Raw genomic sequence first — 18,964 nt, 5'->3', positions numbered from 1 at the left:
GCAATTTGATTTTAACAAAAACAATTAGATTCTTGCACAACATGATATAATATAAGTAGTAATATTTTTTAAAGGATGTAGTTTTGAATGCAAAGAAGTATTATTGCACAGAAGAAAAGAAACAGGCCTATAGCAATAACAGATGTAGCTATAAATAAGGTACCACAGACTCATATATTTGGCTTTTCAAATGAACAGAACATGTTCATACAGGAAATGCATAAGGAGGTATTAAGGAAGGCTAAAGATCTTTGTAAAGAGAATAATAGCAAAAGCATGGAAGTTGTCATTTTGCTGGATACTCATACATGGGACAGTTGGATTGTTGAAGGAAAGAAGGACAATATCGTAGATATTAAGGATAATCCGGAAGCAAAAGCCATTCTTGATACGAGTACGAAAAATTCACTGATTTTGTTGCATAATCATCCAAGTACTGGTACATTTTCAGCAAAGGACTTAAGAACTTTTTGTAATAATGATTCACTATATATTATGACCGTAGTTGGGAATGATGGATCAGTATATGTATTGGTCAAGGATGTTGGCTTTGATCCCAGCGGTGTATTGATTGAATATGGTAAACTTGCAGAACAGTATAAGGCGCAGGGAAAGAAGTATAATGCAACAATGGCTGTAAAGTATATTTTAAAGAATGCCGAGAAGTATAATATGAAGTACAAGAAAGGTAGGAAAAAGATATGAAGAAGCAACAGAATAAAATATCAAAGCCTCAACCTTTTATCGCACCTGGATCAGAAAAGAAGCTTACAGAGGAAGAACTCAAGAAGCGTCAGGTTAGATTTGAAAGACTTGAAAAGATTGGTGAAAATCATACCGTTGTCAAAAGCGAGGAATATGAGGATGGTGAAACAGAGAATCCGTATAGAATTAAGGCGATGGTAATGATAAATCAGGATAAGGATGTTCCTGAAGAACTTATTAAGCAGATTGAGGAATACGATAAAGAAATATTGAAAATGGGGTAACCCTGAAAAGCACATGGAAAGCTCTCTTAATTGAGGGCTTTTTATTTGTTTGGGTTGATTACCAACTTGATTACCATGAGACACAACCGATGCTGGGAAGCTCCTTTCTTACTGAATCTCTTAAAAAAGTACTTGTGGGTTCGATTCCTACGTGTCTCATTAGAAAAGACCGTTCAGTCGATTGGCTGAACGGTCTTTTTATTTTCTGATTTTATTCCATGTAACGTTTTTCTAGTTCTTCGATTACGTGACTTGTACTTTTTTCAACTGTTCCATCTTCAAAAGGACTTAGGAGGTTTCCGATTTTCAGAAGTTCAAGGTATCCTTTGGTTCCGCCTGCGCGGCAAAGGCTAAGGTAATCCTCCCAGGCTGCCTTTCTGTCCTCTTTCATGCGACCATAATACTGGAGAGCACAGATCTGTGACATAGCATACTCGATGTAGTAGAAAGGATAAAGGAAGATGTGCTGCTTCTGCATCCAGAAACCGCCGGCTTCCAAGAATTCATTTCCATCATAATCGCGCCAAGGCATGTATTTCTGTTCAATCTCATGCCATGTTCTTTTCCAGTCAGCAGCGGTGTATTCAGGATGTGCATAAACCTCATGCTGGAATTCATCAACGCTTACAAGGTAAGGGATAGTACAGAGCGCTCCCATAAGATGAGAGGTAATATATTTCTCTGTATTTTCACCAAAGAACAGCTCCATCCAGGGATATGCAAAATGCTCCATGGACATGGAATGTATCTCGTTGATCTCGGCTGTAGAACCGCGGAGAGCATCCACATCAATTGATCTCATGGCAAGAAAGCCCTGGAATGCATGACCTGCTTCGTGTGTAAGGACATCTACATCTGCTGATGTACCATTGAAATTACTGAATATGAAGGGAGCCTTGAAAAGAGGCATGGATGTCATATAGCCGCCCATACGTTTTCCCGGTCTAGTCTCTAGGTCAAAGAGTTCATATTCCTTCATAAAATCAAAGAACTCGCCGGTCTCAGTGCTCATTTCACGGTACATCTTTTGTGCCTTGTCTACGAGCTCCTTGACAGTTCCTATAGGCGCTGCATTTCCGTCAGGGTAATTCAGCTCTTCGTCATAATAGTAAAGCTTATCTACACCAAGCTTCTCCTGCTGAGCTTTACGTATTTTTGCAACAGCCGGGGTGATTATCTCTCTTACCTGCTCACGGAATTTGGCTGCATCTTCCTGTTTATAATCAAAACGGTTTCTGCTGATATATGCCATATCAGTAAAGCTTTTAAATCCCATTTTAAGAGCCATTTCGTTACGGAGCTTAACCATCTCTCCATATTGTTCCTCGAGCTTGGGACTGATTTTTTCATAAAGTGCAGCCCAGGCTTCAAAGGCTTCCTTACGCTCTGTGCGGTCTGTGCTTTGCATGTGCTTAAGAAGTCCGTAAAAATTACATTCTTCTCCTCTGAAATCTGTAACTGCCTCAGCTGTTGTTTTACTATATTCCTGGCCAAGCTGTTCGCAGCGTATTGTTTCGGGAATGATCTTCTCGTCACTGGTCATTAAAGAAGCATCAAGTTTTCTAAGGAGTTGGGCACCAAATTCAGCTTCAAATTCAGGTCTGAATTCTGACTGTGTAAGAGCCTTCTGAAAAGCATTGTATTGAGGAATGGTATTGGCAAATGCTTCCTGAAGCCATCTAACTTCTCCTTCGTAAAACTCATCCTTCATGTTGATGGTATTGCGCACATAAGCAAGAGTGTACATTGTTTCATCCGACTGCTCACGCTCCTGCAGGGAATAATATGCATCTTTGACTTCCTGATAACTCTTGGCCTCGCGAATCTTTGTGGTAGCATCTTCCACAGCTTTCTTAAGCGCCTCGATATCCGGGCGTCGATATTCGATCTCACTAAATTTAACCATTTCAGACATTCTCCTTTAATTATTCATACCTGCTGAAAGTGCCTTGCTTGCAGGCTATAGTTAATTTATCAGAGTACTGGACGTTTTTCAATTTTCATATTATTATCTTTTATTAAAAAGACGCTTAATATAGCGGATGAGGAGGCAGGTATGAATAAGATTGGGACAAAGACCATAGAGACCCAGAGAGTGATTCTTCGAAGATTTAAAGCAGAAGATGCGCAGGATATGTTCGACAACTGGGCATTTGATCCTGAGGTTACAAAATATCTGACATGGGCTACTCATACCAGTGTTGAAACCACAAAGGCCTTGGTAAGCGACTGGGTATCAAAGTACGAGGATGGTGGCTATTTTAACTGGGCAATTGAACTTAAGGAAACAGGCAGTGTTATTGGAAATATCTCTGTTGTGCACTTAAATGAAAACACAGAAGCTGCGGATATGGGTTACTGTATGGGGAAAGCCTTTTGGGGAAAAGGGATCATGCCTGAAGTACTGAAGGCAGTTATGGATTATCTTTTTGATGAGGTAGGACTTAACCGAATTGCGGCCTGCCATGATGCTAATAACCCGAAATCCGGCCGGGTAATGGATAAGGTAGGAATGAAGCAGGAGGGAATCCTTAGAGCTGCAGGAAAAAACAACTGCGGTATATGTGATGAAGTCTGGCATTCAATGATACGTGCGGACAGAACATAAGATTTCATTTACTCATACTGGTTACGGTGTTTTGTCTATAAGACAGAACGGTTTAAACTTTGAACGATATTTACCCTTTTAGCATATTTCTGTACTGGCTTGGGGTCATGCCTTTGTCTGCTTTGAAAATTCGGGTGAAATAAGTAACATCAGGAATACCGCAGGAACCGGCGATTTCCTGGATTGGCAGGTCTGTGGTGTTAAGCAGGAAAATGGCGTGCTCCAGCCTTTTGGAGTTCACATATGCCGTGAAAGTTTTACCTGTCTCTCTCTTGAATATGGTAGCAAGGTAGCTTTTATTGAGGGAAAGGCCAAGAGCTGTACTCTGGAGAGTGAGCTCCTGCTCAAAAAGATGCTGATATATATGATTTATCACTCGCTGCATGGTGGGACTGTATCCGGTTGTGGAATTTTGCTGGACCATTGTGCAGTATCTTTTTAGAATTTCTCTGTGCATTTCCTTGTCCTGATCCGGGGCAGTCATATTTTCAATTTTTATAGCCATACGTCTGGACATTTCATCAAGATGGATGGGATGGACATTTCCCCTCTGAGCCCCTTTTCTGCATACAGTATTAAAGGCAAGAAGGTTATTTTTCTTGCTGCGAAGAGTGCTTGAGGATCGATTGTCGATGTTTCTAAGGGCCTGATCAGAGCTATAGTGCATGGCTGAGCTAAAGTCACCTCGGGATATGGCCTCCAGTACTTTTTCTTCCAAGCTGTATCTGTATTCAAGACGGGCCATTATATCATCGGTACCTGTACCAGAATCTGCCGATGTGGTATAGGTGGTCACCGGAATGGAACTCTCTTTAATATATTCAATTTTAAAGTTACCACCTTCGAAATAGTTTTCACCAATCGTAAGCAGCAGATTTTCTACTACAGAAGAATCCGAAAGGCATGGAAGAGTTGCATAATACTGGTGCAAAAAAGAGGCCAACCCTTCAGGAATGCCATTTCTTTTACAGATATCATTTGTCCTGTTAATGCCTGAGTTTTCAGTTAGATACGGTCCAATAATCATTATGTGGCCTGCTTCATCAAGCATTGGCATAAGTATGTAGTGACACTCATACCTGTCACAGGTCAGGTAGATAATCTGTGATGTCGCAAAATCATGCTCTATTTCATTAAAAGAATTAAGACACTCCGGAGCGTCATATGTAATTGCGCTTCTAAGACCCAGGTCAATATCAGAAGACAGAGGCGAGTTCATATCCGTGACATGATATCCCACATTCAGTTTTGAGAAGAAGCTGGTAAGAAAATTAAGGTATGTGTTTTCCATATAAAACCGGTCCTCCCGAACATTCTTATTATGGTAGTCTTTTTTAATGCACTAAACATATTATATTTATTTATTATAATACAATATTCTCTAAAAACACGCGTAAGAAAATATAGTACTACTAAAACATAATATAGTCATTGAGGAAAAGCTCAAATCCTTCTATTATTTCACTATCAAAAAACGTAAGAGCTGCAATTGGGGGCAGCTAAGGAGGAAGAAATGGAACAGAAACTAGAAGGTATTAACAGAGCAAAATGGTGGCAAATTGCGGGACTGGCGCTAAATGATGTGGCTACTAACCTGTATATGTGGGAAATGATCTTTATTTCTTATTACCTCAACGGAATCATTGGCGTGGGCGTAGTTATCGCATCATCCTTGGCAACAGTCATGAGACTGTGGGATGGTATAACAGATCCTATAATTGGAATTATTTTAGATAAAACTCATGGAAAATTTGGAAAGAACAGACCGTTCCTTGTGTTAGGACAGCTTGTGATGCTGGGCACATCTGCACTGATGTTTTTTGTAACACCGATGTTTCCTAAAGCAGCGCAGTTTTTGATTTTCGTGCTTTTCTATGCATTATATATCATTGGTTACACATGCCAGTGTGTTGTTACAAAATCAGCACAGACCTGCCTTACAAGTGATCCTAAGCAAAGACCTACTTTTGGTATCTATTCAGGAATCTGTGGAACACTGTTCTTTACTTTTGCACCGATGTATTCCTACACATATCTTCTGCAGAAGCACATGTACCAGTTTGATATGGGATACTTCCAGGAGATGTGGAAAGTATTTGCAGTAGCATCCTTTGCACTTACAGTAATTGCTTATCTTGCTATCAGGCAGAAGGACAGACCTGAATTTTATGGCGCAGGTAATACAGAGACACAGAAGATCAGATTTAAGGATTATGTTGAGGTGCTTAAAAAGAACAAGGCTCTTCAGATGCTTGTTATCAGTGCATCAACAGACAAACTTGCTACTCAGATGAATGGCAGCGCTACTGTATCAATAATCATCTATGCGATCATCTGTAAAAATGCAGGCGCAGCAGGACTTGTAGGCGCATATACAACTATCCCTGCAATTGTAATTATTTTCCTTGGTATCGGATTCTTCGCAAGAAAATTTGGTCAGATGAAGAGCTTTAAATACTCAAGTTATGCATCAATCGTTATCATGCTTGCACTCATCGGATTATTTGTTTTCGGTGATCCTACAGCGCTTTCACTTCCCGGTGATGGAAAATTTGCAGGTTGGAACGCATTTTCACTTGCTTTCGTAGGACTGATGATCCTGTATACAGGCTTTAAGCAGATTGCAGGAAACCTTGTTTATCCTATGACAGCTGACTGCACAGACTATGAAGTATATCGCAGCGGAAAGTATGTACCGGGACTTATCGGAACAGTATTCAGTTTCATCGATAAGCTTGTATCTTCACTTGCACCTCTTATCGTAGGCGTGCTTTGCGCAATGGTAAGCTCATCATCAGAGCTTCCTACAGCTGAAACACCTTATTCAACAGGTCTTGCAGCAGTTGGTATCTTCTGTATGTTTGGCATTATCCTTCTTGGATATGTATGTAATGTGATAGCGATGCATTTCTATCCGCTTACAAAAGAGAAGATGGAAGAGATAGCAGAGGACATTGCAAAAATAAAAAAAGAATCTCAGAGTATTGAGAACATTGAATTAAATAAAAAAGCAGTATGAATGGAGCAATAAATTAAATGATAGATCTTAAGGCAAAGCCCTTTAATTTAAATGAATCACAGATCAGATGGGTGGAAGATACCTATAATTCTCTGACTGAAGATGAGAAGATTGGACAGCTTTTCATCAATCTTACACTAAAACGGGATAAAGAGACCCTGTCGAAGCTTGTAAGCGAATACCACATCGGTGGTGTTCGCTGGCAGGGCGGGACTTTGGAAGAAGTGTATGAGCAGAACAGATTTCTTCAGGAAAACAGTAAGGTGCCGCTTCTCATAGCAGCGAACACAGAAGCAGGAGGAAACGGTGCTGTTTCTGAAGGGACTATGGTAGCATCCGGAGCTGCCTGCGGAGCAAGCACGACAGAAGAAACCGTGAGAGATATGGCAAAGGTTGGCGCGGTGGAAGCAAAAGCCATAGGTTGTAACTGGGTCTTTGCACCCGTTTGTGATGTGGTATCCAATTGGAGAAATACCATTGTAAATACGAGGGCTTTTGGCGATGATCCGGAGCTCGTGGCAAACAGGTCAGTCGCATACATGGAAGAGAATATGAAAAGGGGCGTTGCCTGTGCAGCAAAGCATTTTCCGGGGGATGGTTCCGAAGAAAGAGACCAGCACCTGGTTATGGGCTGCAACGATCTGTCAGTAGAAGAGTGGGATAAAAGTTTTGGATATGTTTACAAGACTCTTATTGATGCAGGACTTCCCAGTATTATGGTGGGGCATATCGCTCAGAGAGCATATTCAAAAAAGCTTTGCCCCGGAATGAAGGACAGCGATATTAAGCCGGCCACTTTATCCCCTGAGCTTCTTCAGGATCTTCTTAGAAAAAAACTTGGATTTAACGGGCTTATAGTAACTGATGCAACCCATATGGCAGGTCTGACAGCCGCTGCACCCAGAAAAGATTACATTCCGGGAGTAATCGCTGCAGGTTGTGATATGATACTGTTTTTCAACGACCCGGCAGAGGATATTCAGTATGTAAAGAATGGTTTTGAGGAAGGAATAATCTCTGAAGACAGGCTTAATGATGCTGTTTACAGGATTCTTGGGATGAAGGCTATGCTTAATCTTAATGAGTATAAGTTCCCTTCAAAGGAAGGCCTTGATATTGTAGGGTGCTCTGAACATCACGCCCTTGCATCAAAGGCTGCAGATGAGAGCATTACCCTTGTAAAAGATACACAGGGACTCCTTCCTATAAATCCTAAGGAAAAGAAAAATCTGACTTTGTTTTTCCTGGAAAGTGCACCGGTGTCTCTTACAGATGGGGCAGATAAAGCCAAAGCATGGCTCATTAAGGAACTTGAGGATGCAGGATTTAACGTAAATGCACCAAAGGATATCTATGAATATGAAATGGAACAGCCAAGTCCCATAAACAGATTCAAGGTGATGGTTCATCAGAACAGAGAAAAGTTTAAGGCGGAAACGGATATTGTACTTTTGGTCATCAATATGAAGGGGTATGCCCAGGAGAATAACGTGCGCGTTAAGTATGATGCATCACATTCAGTACAGATACCCTGGTATGCGGGTGAAGTGCCTACGGTAGCAGTATCACTTAATTACACCAATCATCTTATCGATGTACCAATGATGAAGACTTTCGTAAATGCTTATTCAGATACTCAGGAATACTTACATGCACTTGTGGACAAGCTCACAGGAAAATCTGAATTCAAAGGCCGTGCCAACGAGCTTGTGTGGTGCGGAAGATGGGATACGAGACTTTAATTATGAAATGGAATAGTTTTGAGAAAAAGAAAGACTTCGTGGTATGCGTGGATTCAGATGGCTGCGCAATGGATACCATGAATATCAAGCATATAAGATGTTTTGGACCATGCATGATAAAAGAGTGGCATCTTGAGAAATGGCAGAACGCAATCCTTGAAAGCTGGAATAGGGTGAACCTTTATACAGTCACAAGGGGAATCAACAGGTTCAAGGGTCTGGCAATTGCGCTTAAAGAAGTGAATGAAAAATATACACATATAGAAGGCATCAAAGAGTTTTCAGACTGGGCAGAAAAAGCAGATGAACTCAGTAATAATTCAATAGAAAAAAAGATCACTGAAAATGAAATCTTTGCCAAGGCCTTAAGCTGGAGCATAGCTGTAAATAAAGAAATAGAAGCTCTTCCGGAGGATGATATAAAGCCTTTTGAAGGAGTAAAGGAAGCTCTTTTGGAGATACATAAACACTGTGATGTAGTGGTAGTATCCAGTGCTAATCCGGAGGCTGTAAAGGCTGAGTGGAAGCGATTTGGGCTTCTTGACAGCGTTGATCTTCTTTGCACTCAGGATATGGGAAGTAAGGCTTATTGCATTGGCCGTGTTGCGGATAAAGGTTATGATAAGAAAAAAATAATCATGTGCGGCGATGCTGTAGGTGATCTGGATGCTGCTAATTCCAATGGGGTTCTTTTCTATCCTATTTGCGTAAATCATGAAGAAGCATCCTGGGCTGACTTCGTTCCGAATGTTTTGCCAAAATTTCTTGATGGCAGCTATGATGGTGCTTATCAGGAAAAAGTCAAAAAAGATTTTTTGGATAATCTGAGATGAGTACTGTTGATGATAGGATCAAAAGGTCATAATGCGATTATGCTTGCATATTTGCAGTATCTGATATGAAAATTATATAGGAGCACTTTGCCACTACTGTGGCGGGTGTTCCTTTTTTGTGCTATTTTACGGGCTTTTTTCAACAAATAAAAAATCAACAAATTAGGTATTGAATTAATTTTATTTATGTATTAGTATGTATATTATGCAAGATTAATTGAATAAATATACATCACGGTTTTGAATAAACATAACCAAGAAGGAGGCATATTATGAAAAAGAAGATTATGGCAGTTATTATGGCAGCAGCAATGACATTTAGCATGACAGCATGTGGCGGCTCATCATCAGATACCGCACCCGGCACAGAGGCTTCTACAGAGGCAGCAGCTGATACAGCTCAGGAGACAGAGGCAGCAGGTGATACAGCACAGGAGAGCGAGGATGCAGGTGATGCAGCAGAGGCAACGGCTGAGATCACAACAGTTACTCCCGGTAAGCTCACAGTAGCAACTTCTCCTGACTTTGCTCCCTATGAGTTTTATGCAGTAGGAGAGGATGGAACACCCACTCTTGCAGGTTTTGATATTGCACTTGCTCAGTACATCGCTGATTATCTTGGACTTGAGCTTGAAGTTGTACCTGTTGATTTTGACGGCGTTCTCATGGAGCTTCAGACCAAGGCAGTTGACCTTGGTGTTGCAGGACTTTCACCTGACCCGAAGCGTGAATCCATCATGGATTTCTCAGATATCTATTATGAAGGCGGACAGTCATTTGTTTGCACACAGGCTAACAAGGACAAGTTCACAAGCCTTGAGGATACAAACAATGCTGAGTATGAGATCGGTGCTCAGACAGGTGCCATCCAGGTAGACCTTGCTCAGGCAAACAGCCCTGATGCTGATATCATTCAGCTTACAAAGGTTACAGATATCGTTGCTGAGCTTATCGCAGGCAAGCTTGATGGTGCTTACATCGAGACAGCAGTTGCTGAGAGCTATGCTAAGAACTATCCTGAGCTTTGCGTAGTACTTGATGTTCCTTATGACGGAGCAGAGGGTTCTGCAATCGGCGTAAGCAAGGGTAATGATGCTCTTAAGGCAGGCGTTAACGAAGCAATCGCTAAGGCTATCTCAGAGGGTAAAATGGACGAATTTGTTGCAACAGCTAACGAGCAGGCAAGCGGAGAGATCATTGAGGGTCTTCTTGATCAGTAATTCCGTTATGACCAGATGCATATAAGAAAATGCGGACTCGGAAATGCATATATTTCCGAGTCTGTTTTTATGGTATATTAGTATAAACTATTAACAATATTTCGGAGAAAAATACGTTATGGACAGTTTTATTAAGTGGGAGAATTTCCCCAAAATCTCATCATACTCAAGCCTTTTCTGGCAGGGCATGGTAGTAACCGTAATGCTTTCACTTTTTACAGTGGCGATCGGTTTTGTGCTGGCGCTGATTTTATCAAGCATGAGGATGTCACGATTCTATCCTTTGGCATTTCTTGGTCTTGATAAGGACGGACATCAAAAGGAAAAGGGATTCGGCGTTACGCTAAGCAAATTTAATCCCATTAGTTTTCTTGCGACAGCATACGTTGAAATCCTCAGATCAACTCCTGTAATTGTTCAGGTTGCCATCATATACTATGGCGTATTTGGTACTCTTATTGAGCTTCCCAGCTTTACATTTCTGGGATTCATCAAATTTGAGAGATTTTTCCCCGGCGTAGTTGCTCTTGGCATGAACTCCGGTGCATATCTTTGTGAGATCATGAGATCCGGTATTCAGTCAATTGACGGTGGTCAGACTGAAGCTGCAAGATCCCTTGGTATGAGCCAGTTCCAGAATATGAGATACATCATTTTACCCCAGGCTATTAAAAATATCCTGCCTGCAATTGCAAACGAGTTCGTTGTAATCATCAAGGAGTCTGCGATCACTTATACAATCGGTGTTCAGGATATTATGTCAGCGGTAAACGCTGTTCGCGGTGCAACTTTCATCATAATCGAGCCTCTGCTTGTGGCTACGGCAATCTACTTTTGCCTGTGCTTCCCTACAAGTAAGCTGATTGCATATTTTGAAAGGAGGATGAGCCGTGGCGACAAGAGATAAGCTTATTCAGATAACTGATCTTGAAAAACATTATAATTTTGGTGCCATCAAAGCCCTTGATGGCGTGACAGTAGATATCGATAAGGGTGATGTAATGGTTGTAATCGGCCCTTCAGGAAGCGGAAAATCTACTTTCCTCCGCTCACTTAATCTGCTGGAGGAGCCTACAGGCGGTGCCATCATTTTTGACAACGTGGATATCACCAAGAAAAAATATAAAGATGAAAACGGTAAGTGGGTTAAAGTGGATATGGATCTTCACAGACAGAAGATGGGAATGGTTTTCCAGCATTTCAATCTTTTCCCTCATAAGACCATTATGGAAAACATGATTCTGGCACCTGTTAAGGTGAAGAAGGTTTCAGAAGAAGAAGCAAAGAAAAAGGCGCTTGAGCTCCTTAAGAGAGTTGGCCTTGAGGATAGAGCAGATGCATATCCAATTCAGCTTTCCGGCGGACAGAAGCAGCGTATTGCTATTGTTCGTGCACTTATGATGGAGCCTGAGGTTATGCTTTTTGATGAACCCACATCAGCACTTGACCCTGAGATGGTAGGTGAGGTTCTTGATGTTATGAAGCAGCTGGCTGAGGAAGGCATGACCATGGTTGTTGTTACTCACGAGATGGGCTTTGCAAGAGAAGTTGGAAACCGCGTTCTTTTCATGGCTGACGGTAAGCTTCTTGAGCAGGGTACGCCTGAAGAGATTTTTGAACATCCGAAACATCCAAGACTTCAGGAGTTTTTGAGTAAGGTTCTGTAAACGTATAAAATTAGATTTGTGATAAGAGAAAGCAGTGGGATAAGTACACTGCTTTTTCAATAATATGAACTTACAAAAGTTCCTACTACGAACAGGAAATGGGATGAAAGAGAACAAAAAGACAGCGATTGAAGAAATAGAAAATAAGGCATCTTTAATATGCGAGGTGGCAGACAGGATTTGGGAATACGCAGAGCTTTCCCTCATGGAATATAAGTCATGCGATCTGTACTGTGATAAGCTGACCCAGGAAGGCTTTGAAGTGGAGAAGGGCATCTGCAATATTCCCACAGCATTTAAAGCAAGCTTTGGAAAAGGTAAGCCGGTTATCGGAATCCTTGCTGAGTATGATGCACTTTCCGGGCTTTCTCAGGAGAGAGGTGTAGCTGAGAAAAAGGAGTTTGTTCCTAAGAGCGTGGAGGCTTCAGATGCAGCTTGCGATCGCAGTGCAGAGTCATGTGGCGGGGCTTTTGAAAAAGGAAATACAGGACATGGCTGTGGACACAATCTACTTGGGGCAGGAGCCATGGCAGCGGCTATTGGAATAAAGAAGTATCTGAGTGAATCGGGTTCTGAAGGCACAGTGATTTTGTATGGATGCCCCGGAGAAGAGGGCTGTGCATCCAAGGCCTTTATGGCAAGGGATGGCGAGTGGAAAAAGCTTGATGCAGCTCTTACCTGGCACCCGGCAGACTGCAATGAGGTGGTTACTGGTTCATCCAATTCCTGCATTCAGGTTATGTACACTTTTCATGGAAAGGCATCCCACGCTTCCGGAGCTCCGGAGATGGGAAGAAGCGCCCTTGATGCAGTTGAACTTATGAATGTGGGCGTTCAGTTTTTACGTGAGCACATGAGCGAGAAGGCGAGAGTGCACTATGCCATTACAGATGGCGGCGGTGTGAGTCCTAACGTGGTTCAGCCAAGAGCTCAGGTCCTTTATATGGTCAGGTCCAATCATGTAAGTGAGGCTGTGGAACTTCAAAAGAGAGTCGACAAGATTGCAGAAGGCGCAGCGCTGATGACTGAGACAACCTATGACAGAGAGTTCATTGACGGCCTTTCAGATACGGTTACCAATAGAAGTCTTGAGAAGGTTTTATACAGTAATTTCGAGGAGCTTGGAGTTCCTGAGCATACTCCGGAAGAACTTGATTTTGCAGGCAGACTTGGAAGAAGCTACGAAGGCTTTGGAGATGTGCCGGGAATAGGTTCTGATTTTGACGAAGAGTATGCGGATAGTGTGAAAGCGCTTCGTAAGACCTTAGGTGAAGAGCTGAAGCTTGAATGCGTTGGAGTGTATGATGCGAACAGCACCGGAACCCAGGAGGGCGCTGCATGTCCCATGAATGATTTTCTACTTCCTCACTATATGGGATATGCATTTGAACCCGGATCCACAGATGTGGGAGATGTGAGCTGGGTTTGCCCTACAGCGCAGATTCACGTGGCAGCATGGCCCAACGGATGTCCCGGCCACAGCTGGCAGAACGTATCATCAGCCGGTTCTTCCATAGGACATAAGGCTGCAATACATGCGGGAAAAGTTTTGTGCATGGCAGCGATTGATTTGTATGAAAACAGTGATCTTTTGCAGGAAGCAAGAGCGGAATTTGAGAAGCGCACAGCTTCAGGATATGTGTGCCCTATCCCTGAAGGCGCCGTGGCAAAAGCACTGGATATTTAACAATATGAAGGAGGAATAAATTATGCCATTTATTGATTCAAAGGTAAGCGTTAAGACAACACCCGAGCAGAGAAAAGAGCTTAAGGAGAGACTTGGTCAGGCTATAGCTCTTATTCCCGGAAAAAGTGAGAGCTGGCTCATGATCGATCTTGCAGACGATCAGAACATGTTCTTTAGAGGTGAGGGAGATGCCCCCACTGCTTTTATCGCAGTTAATATTTACGGCGATCCCAATCCCGCTGCTTTCGAGAAAATGACAGCAGAGCTCACTAAGATTTACGGCGAAGTTTTGGGAGTGGCTCCAGATCACATGTATATTAAATATGCAGCATCCCATGATTGGGGCTGGAATGGCAATAATTTCTGATTCTTTCTTTGCGTAGAGGATATATATGTTTCCATATCTAAAAAGTAAAAAGTCCTTTTTGTCAGATTGCAAAAACACAGAATGCTGTAATGAAGAAGAAAATAAAAGGTGTAAAGACTGCAGCATGAAATCCAGGGTGGTAAAGTGGCTGGAAGAATATATAAAAAGGGCTAATTATCTCTACCCTGTAAGTAATAGTGAAATAAGAGCCTGGTGCCAGTCAGTTAGCTTTTATATGAGAGAGGTTCTTAGCGATGAAAAAATACCTGATAATCTATCTGTAGGTCTGGAATATTATCGTGAAACGGACATGAAAGGTGATAATAGCGAGCCGGGTGTTCGTGCGGACATGCTGATAGGTGGCTATTATGGTGACAAGGCAACAGGCTATAAAATGAAAATACTGCTTATTGAGTTAAAGCAGTATAGCAAAGGCAAAATAAAAGAAGGACTATTCAGGGTTCATAATGCCTGGAATAAACTTGTAGAATTAAAGACAGTTGTGGGGCAGGTGACGGCATATAGAAATAATATAATGCGCTCTGTGGAAAATAAAAACATACCGGGTGATGCGGATTTTATAGAGCTCATCTCATGTGTGTATATGCATAATCTGGAGGTGCCAAAAGACGCAGAGCTGGGTATAACCGAAGCTGATCATGTATTCCTGAAAGAAGATAAAGAAAGATTAGTTGATTTTATATGCGAGGAGTTTTCCGGGACAGATGAGGCTCCTTCAAATGCACGTAATGTGTTTATAAAATTAAAGAGCAAATATCGTATATTATCGTCGGCGGAACTGGCTGACATCCTTGTTTGTAAACCGGATCAGGTAATAGAATACAGGAAATTTCTACGTCCGGACCAGGCCTTCTTTTTGAGTGGATATGATTTTGAAGGTGGAAACATTAAAAAGAAATACGACAATTATCTGGAAAAGAGACTGGAGTTCCTTTTTGGAAGTGATGAGACTGAAGCGCTAAAGAAGCTTAAAAACGATAAAAATGTAAAGCTGTGGGAGAGTATCACTTCTGAAAATGAGAGAATAGTTGATGTGATAGAGGGCGGCCCGGGAAGTGGTAAGACCCTTTTGGCAATGTTTCTTCTAAGATATTGTATGGACTTTAATGATGCTGTTTCAGAAGAAAACAAGATAAAAATTGCGTTTGTTTATAAGAGGCTTGCACCCGTTGGCATGCTGAAAAGTCTGATCGAAGAAAAGAGAGAAGAATTTCAGAAAAAGGGTGTATCGATGGAGTATTGGGAGAAATTAGATAATGCGAAGGAAGGTGCTCCTGCCTATGATGTTATCATATTTGATGAGGCCCACTGCTTTAACGGAACGGATGCTGACCAGCTGAAAAGACTGATAAACAGTAGTAAGTACACAGTATTTTTTAACGACAGCAAGCAGAAAATTCTAGAGGAAGATAAAGGAATAGATGAGGGCGTTTTAGTTGTTGATAAGAAGGAACGTTCCGAATCAGCCTACAAAGAATTGGTGATTCCCTATATAGAAAATGAGGGTGTGGCAGCAACAGACAAACCCAATGCAAATGTTTTCAGATTATGGTCCCAGTTCAGGTGTAATCAGGATGAAGGCTATTTAAGCTGGGTTGAAGACCTGCTTGACATGGAGCGCTCAACATTGGCTTTTGATGACGACATAGAGTTCGATTTTGATGTTGAATTGATCGAGAATGCAGCTGATATTTTGAAGGTGGCAAGGGAAGAGCCCAAATTGCAGGTCGTTTCTACTAATAAATTTGATAGTGGATATGAGAAAGACATCAAGATTGATGGAAAACAGTTGTTTTATTGGAAACTGAATCCAAATGTGGATGAAAGCAGGAAAAAAAGCATGCTTGAAGTACTGAATCCTTCTGAGGTTCAAGGGCTTGAGTATGATACGGTTCTTGTCATTATAGGTAAGGATTTCAGTGAAATTAAGCAGGAGAATAAGGCGACAAAAGAAATTGAGCTCATTAAGAACCGCTACAGAATGCTTCTGACCAGAGGGCTAAAGAAGTGTTATATCTATTGTATCAATGAAGAACACATGGGTTATTTTAGAGAAAGAATAGATAGATCCAGGTGTAATTTCTGAAATGAAAAGGGCTTTCCATACTGATTGTGACAGACCTGTTTCAAAAGCATAGGTCTTTTTGTGGGTAGAAATGGATTGATGGGAGGACGTGGATTTGAAAAAATTTGAAGCGGTTGTTTTTGATATGGACGGAGTTATTTTCGATTCAGAAAGAGCAACTATGAATTGCTGGCTTGAGCTGGCAGAAAAATATGGTATTGAAAATATGGAAGAGCCATATCTTGCCTGCACCGGGACAACGGATCAAAGGACCAGAGAAATAATGCTTAAAGCCTATGGCGATGATTTTCCATACGATGTTTACGCTAAGGAAGCTTCTAAGATGTACCACGAAAAATATGATGGCGGCCGTCTTCCTATGAAAAACGGCGTACATGCGATTCTGGATTTTCTTAAATATGAAGGAAAGAAGATAGCGCTTGCTTCCTCCACCAAAAGGGAGACCGTGGAGAATCAGCTAAGAGATGCAGGAATTCTGGATTATTTTGATGAGCTGGTGACAGGCGACATGGTTTCAAAGAGTAAGCCTGATCCGGAGATTTTCCTTCTTGCCTGTGAAAAGATTGGCGTAAAGCCGGAGGATGCCTATGCTATAGAGGACTCCTACAACGGAATTCGCTCTGCTAACGCTGGCGGCTTAAGGCCCATCATGGTGCCTGATCTTTTGCCTTCTAATGAAGAGATGGAGGAGCTTTCTGAAACAGTGCTTGAGAGTCTCATTGATGTGGTGGGATATCTAAGGAATTAGGCAGCTTAAAAGAATTCGGCAAATGCAGTGCTGCATGCAATCTGGCATAACACAAGAATGGTAGAGAAATGGGAGAATAAGAGATGTTGATTGAAGAAAGAAAATTTGTTTTTCCAAATGGGGAAGAAGCGATAATAAGAAGTGCTCGTTCAGAAGATGCGCCGCTTCTAAAAGACCTTAGGGAGACCACTGCGGCAGAGACTCATTTCTTGGCAAGAGAACCTGAAGATGGCCCATTCAATCTGGAGAGAATGAAAGGCTTTCTTGATTCGTTCGAAGCAAGTAAGACAGATTTCATGATCAATGCTTTCCTCGGAGATCAGATTGTCGGCGATCTCGGTGTGTTCATGGTTCGCCCTCATCTTAAATATATGCACAGAGGCTATCTTGGAATGTCTATCCGTCAGAAATACACCGGAATGGGACTTGGCAGCTACATGATGTCCCTTGCCATCGAGCAGGCAAAACTCAACGGTTTCGAACAGCTTGAGCTTGGCGTCTACAGCGACAACGAAAGAGCCCGCCACCTCTACGAGAAAAGCGGCTTCAAGGAGTACGGCATCAACCCTAGAGCCTTCAAGCTCCTGGACGGAACCTACCGCGACGAGATCATTATGGTGAATATTTTTGAGTAATAAAAATCCCAGGAGTGATGTGTACCCTTTTTACTGGACAACCAGTGAAAGGGGTACATATCACTCCTGGGATTAATTTAATCGTTTATACTATGCAAGCTCACATAATCATCTCTGAGCATGCCATAAATATTATAATCACAATAAACAGAAACCATTTTTCCTTGGCGAACGGTCCCTTCTTTTATAAAACCACATTTTTCCATAACCTTATTTGAAGCAATGTTTCTTACATCCGCATTTCCGTTCAAACGGTCTATTTCTGTGTTCTCAAATATGAACCGTACCACTTCCTTTAAAGCTTCTGTAGTAATTCCCATATGCCAGTACTCAGGATTGATTCTGTATGCTATATCACCCATTCTGGAATTTTGGATATTAAATACCGAAATCATACCCACCACTTTATTGGATTCTTTTAGTACAATTCCCCAATCAAAATCAGGAGAAGGTTTTCTTTTTACCCAAGGGCGGGGATCAATAAACATAAGCTCAGGATTTTTCTCATTCTTAATTGCTTTTCTGCCCCAATATGTATAGATTTCATCTCTCCCAAGCCACTCTTTTAAATCAGGCACATCATTTTCGTTAAGCACACGAATAATCAATCTGTCCGTTTCAAGAATTGGTTTATCTATTTCATAATCTTTTAACATAACATCCTCCACAAATCTCGATTCTGTCTTTTTACAAAAGTGTTACTAAAATATTTGTAACGCGCCTTTTTGCACAACATATATAAGAAAAGCTCTTAAGTCAAATTTATATACCTATTTCTCCCGTAACTTCTTCGCTCGGTATATAAATTGAAAATGATAATTTGACTTATATACTTTTTCGATAAGCATTTCCTGTAACACTCACCCCGGGTACTTATAAAGCACAGAAAAAAGTATATAAAAGTGCATCATATAGTAACGTCCTTATAATGGTGTAAATTGAATATTGTATTATAAAAGCAAAAGCCACTGGCTCTTACCTTTAGGTATAATAGAATCACCACAACCCTAAATAATACCGGAGGTAGAACACAATGGCTCAACTCAATATTACTTTAAATCAGGATGAAATTCTACAATTATTGTCATCAGACCATGATGAGGCATTTCGTAAGCTTTTAACTGACAGCCTTAATGCTGTCCTGGTTGCTGAATCAACTGAGCAGCTTGGTGCTGAACGTTACGAGCGCAGCGATGAACGCATGGATAGCCGGAATGGTTCCCGCGAACGCAAACTCAATACGCGTATAGGTACAATCACCCTGTCTGTGCCCAGGCATCGCAATCAGCCTTTCAAAACACTTATATTTGAAAACTATTCCCGAAGCGAGGCTGCTCTTGTT

Annotated in this window: 18 protein-coding genes; 15 read left to right on the top strand and 3 right to left on the bottom strand. The window is 41.5% G+C overall.

The window, feature by feature from the left end; genetic code table 11:
- The first annotated feature begins 87 nt into the window (after window positions 1–87).
- Window positions 88–705, top strand: a complete 618-nt coding sequence (locus tag G603_RS20900) for a hypothetical protein (protein WP_035793867.1) — start codon at window positions 88–90, stop codon at window positions 703–705.
- Window positions 702–989 (top strand): hypothetical protein, encoded by a 288-nt coding sequence (locus tag G603_RS0117060; protein ID WP_026523503.1) that lies wholly within the window; start codon window positions 702–704, stop codon window positions 987–989. The genes G603_RS20900 and G603_RS0117060 overlap by 4 nt, the downstream gene beginning before the upstream one ends.
- Window positions 990–1,200: 211 nt before the next feature.
- On the opposite strand, the gene G603_RS0117055 is transcribed toward G603_RS0117060, so the two are convergent.
- Window positions 1,201–2,895: a M3 family oligoendopeptidase gene (locus tag G603_RS0117055; RefSeq protein WP_026670969.1), complete on the bottom strand. Its 1,695-nt coding sequence runs from the start codon at window positions 2,893–2,895 to the stop codon at window positions 1,201–1,203.
- Window positions 2,896–3,045: 150 nt separating this feature from the next.
- Between G603_RS0117055 and G603_RS0117050 the strand changes: the two genes are divergently transcribed.
- Complete coding sequence (locus G603_RS0117050) at window positions 3,046–3,597, top strand: GNAT family N-acetyltransferase (RefSeq protein ID WP_026523509.1); 552 nt, start codon at window positions 3,046–3,048, stop codon at window positions 3,595–3,597.
- Between the two features lie 70 nt (window positions 3,598–3,667).
- Here the strand turns inward: G603_RS0117050 and G603_RS0117045 are convergent, their stop codons facing one another.
- A complete protein-coding gene (locus G603_RS0117045; RefSeq protein ID WP_026523510.1) occupies window positions 3,668–4,888 on the bottom strand; it encodes a helix-turn-helix domain-containing protein in 1,221 nt (406 codons plus the stop codon).
- Between the two features lie 222 nt (window positions 4,889–5,110).
- On the opposite strand from G603_RS0117045, the gene G603_RS0117040 reads away from it, so the two are divergent.
- The 11 genes from G603_RS0117040 (at window position 5,111) to G603_RS0116990 (ending at window position 17,622) form a co-directional block, all read left to right on the top strand.
- The gene (locus G603_RS0117040; RefSeq protein ID WP_026670968.1) at window positions 5,111–6,616 is read left to right on the top strand and encodes an MFS transporter; all 1,506 of its coding nucleotides are present in this window, start codon (window positions 5,111–5,113) and stop codon (window positions 6,614–6,616) included.
- 17 nt (window positions 6,617–6,633) lie between these two features.
- Window positions 6,634–8,358 (top strand): glycoside hydrolase family 3 protein, encoded by a 1,725-nt coding sequence (locus G603_RS0117035; protein WP_026670967.1) that lies wholly within the window; start codon window positions 6,634–6,636, stop codon window positions 8,356–8,358.
- A gap of 2 nt (window positions 8,359–8,360) precedes the next feature.
- On the top strand, window positions 8,361–9,191 hold the full coding sequence (locus G603_RS0117030) for an HAD family hydrolase (RefSeq protein ID WP_035793864.1): 831 nt from the start codon (window positions 8,361–8,363) through the stop codon (window positions 9,189–9,191).
- Between the two features lie 272 nt (window positions 9,192–9,463).
- Window positions 9,464–10,411, top strand: a complete 948-nt coding sequence (locus G603_RS20895; protein ID WP_051208057.1) for a transporter substrate-binding domain-containing protein — start codon at window positions 9,464–9,466, stop codon at window positions 10,409–10,411.
- A gap of 118 nt (window positions 10,412–10,529) precedes the next feature.
- Window positions 10,530–11,318, top strand: coding sequence for an amino acid ABC transporter permease (locus G603_RS0117020; protein WP_026523514.1), 789 nt, complete (start codon window positions 10,530–10,532; stop codon window positions 11,316–11,318).
- Window positions 11,302–12,078, top strand: a complete 777-nt coding sequence (locus G603_RS0117015) for an amino acid ABC transporter ATP-binding protein (protein WP_026523515.1) — start codon at window positions 11,302–11,304, stop codon at window positions 12,076–12,078. Before G603_RS0117020 ends, G603_RS0117015 begins: the two co-directional genes overlap by 17 nt.
- A gap of 103 nt (window positions 12,079–12,181) precedes the next feature.
- Entirely contained in the window at window positions 12,182–13,765 is a 1,584-nt protein-coding gene (locus G603_RS0117010; protein ID WP_026670965.1) for an amidohydrolase, read from the top strand.
- Between the two features lie 22 nt (window positions 13,766–13,787).
- A complete protein-coding gene (locus tag G603_RS0117005; RefSeq protein ID WP_026495368.1) occupies window positions 13,788–14,132 on the top strand; it encodes a phenylpyruvate tautomerase MIF-related protein in 345 nt (114 codons plus the stop codon).
- A 124-nt stretch (window positions 14,133–14,256) separates the two neighbouring features.
- Window positions 14,257–16,239: a DNA/RNA helicase domain-containing protein gene (locus G603_RS0117000; RefSeq protein WP_196808097.1), complete on the top strand. Its 1,983-nt coding sequence runs from the start codon at window positions 14,257–14,259 to the stop codon at window positions 16,237–16,239.
- Between the two features lie 94 nt (window positions 16,240–16,333).
- Window positions 16,334–16,987: an HAD family hydrolase gene (locus G603_RS0116995; protein ID WP_026670963.1), complete on the top strand. Its 654-nt coding sequence runs from the start codon at window positions 16,334–16,336 to the stop codon at window positions 16,985–16,987.
- 83 nt (window positions 16,988–17,070) lie between these two features.
- On the top strand, window positions 17,071–17,622 hold the full coding sequence (locus G603_RS0116990; protein ID WP_026670962.1) for a GNAT family N-acetyltransferase: 552 nt from the start codon (window positions 17,071–17,073) through the stop codon (window positions 17,620–17,622).
- Window positions 17,623–17,699: 77 nt separating this feature from the next.
- On the opposite strand, the gene G603_RS0116985 is transcribed toward G603_RS0116990, so the two are convergent.
- Window positions 17,700–18,278 carry a GNAT family N-acetyltransferase gene (locus G603_RS0116985; RefSeq protein WP_035793860.1) on the bottom strand — a complete coding sequence of 193 codons (579 nt, stop codon included), beginning with the start codon at window positions 18,276–18,278 and terminating at the stop codon, window positions 17,700–17,702.
- A gap of 377 nt (window positions 18,279–18,655) precedes the next feature.
- Here G603_RS0116985 and G603_RS20890 point away from each other — a divergent pair.
- A partial coding sequence (locus G603_RS20890) for a transposase (protein WP_035793858.1) occupies window positions 18,656–18,964 on the top strand: 309 nt, incomplete at its 3' end.

This window comes from Butyrivibrio sp. AE3006 (genome assembly GCF_000424165.1).
Classification (GTDB): domain Bacteria; phylum Bacillota; class Clostridia; order Lachnospirales; family Lachnospiraceae; genus Butyrivibrio.
This window is presented reverse-complemented; position numbering and strand designations above follow the sequence as displayed.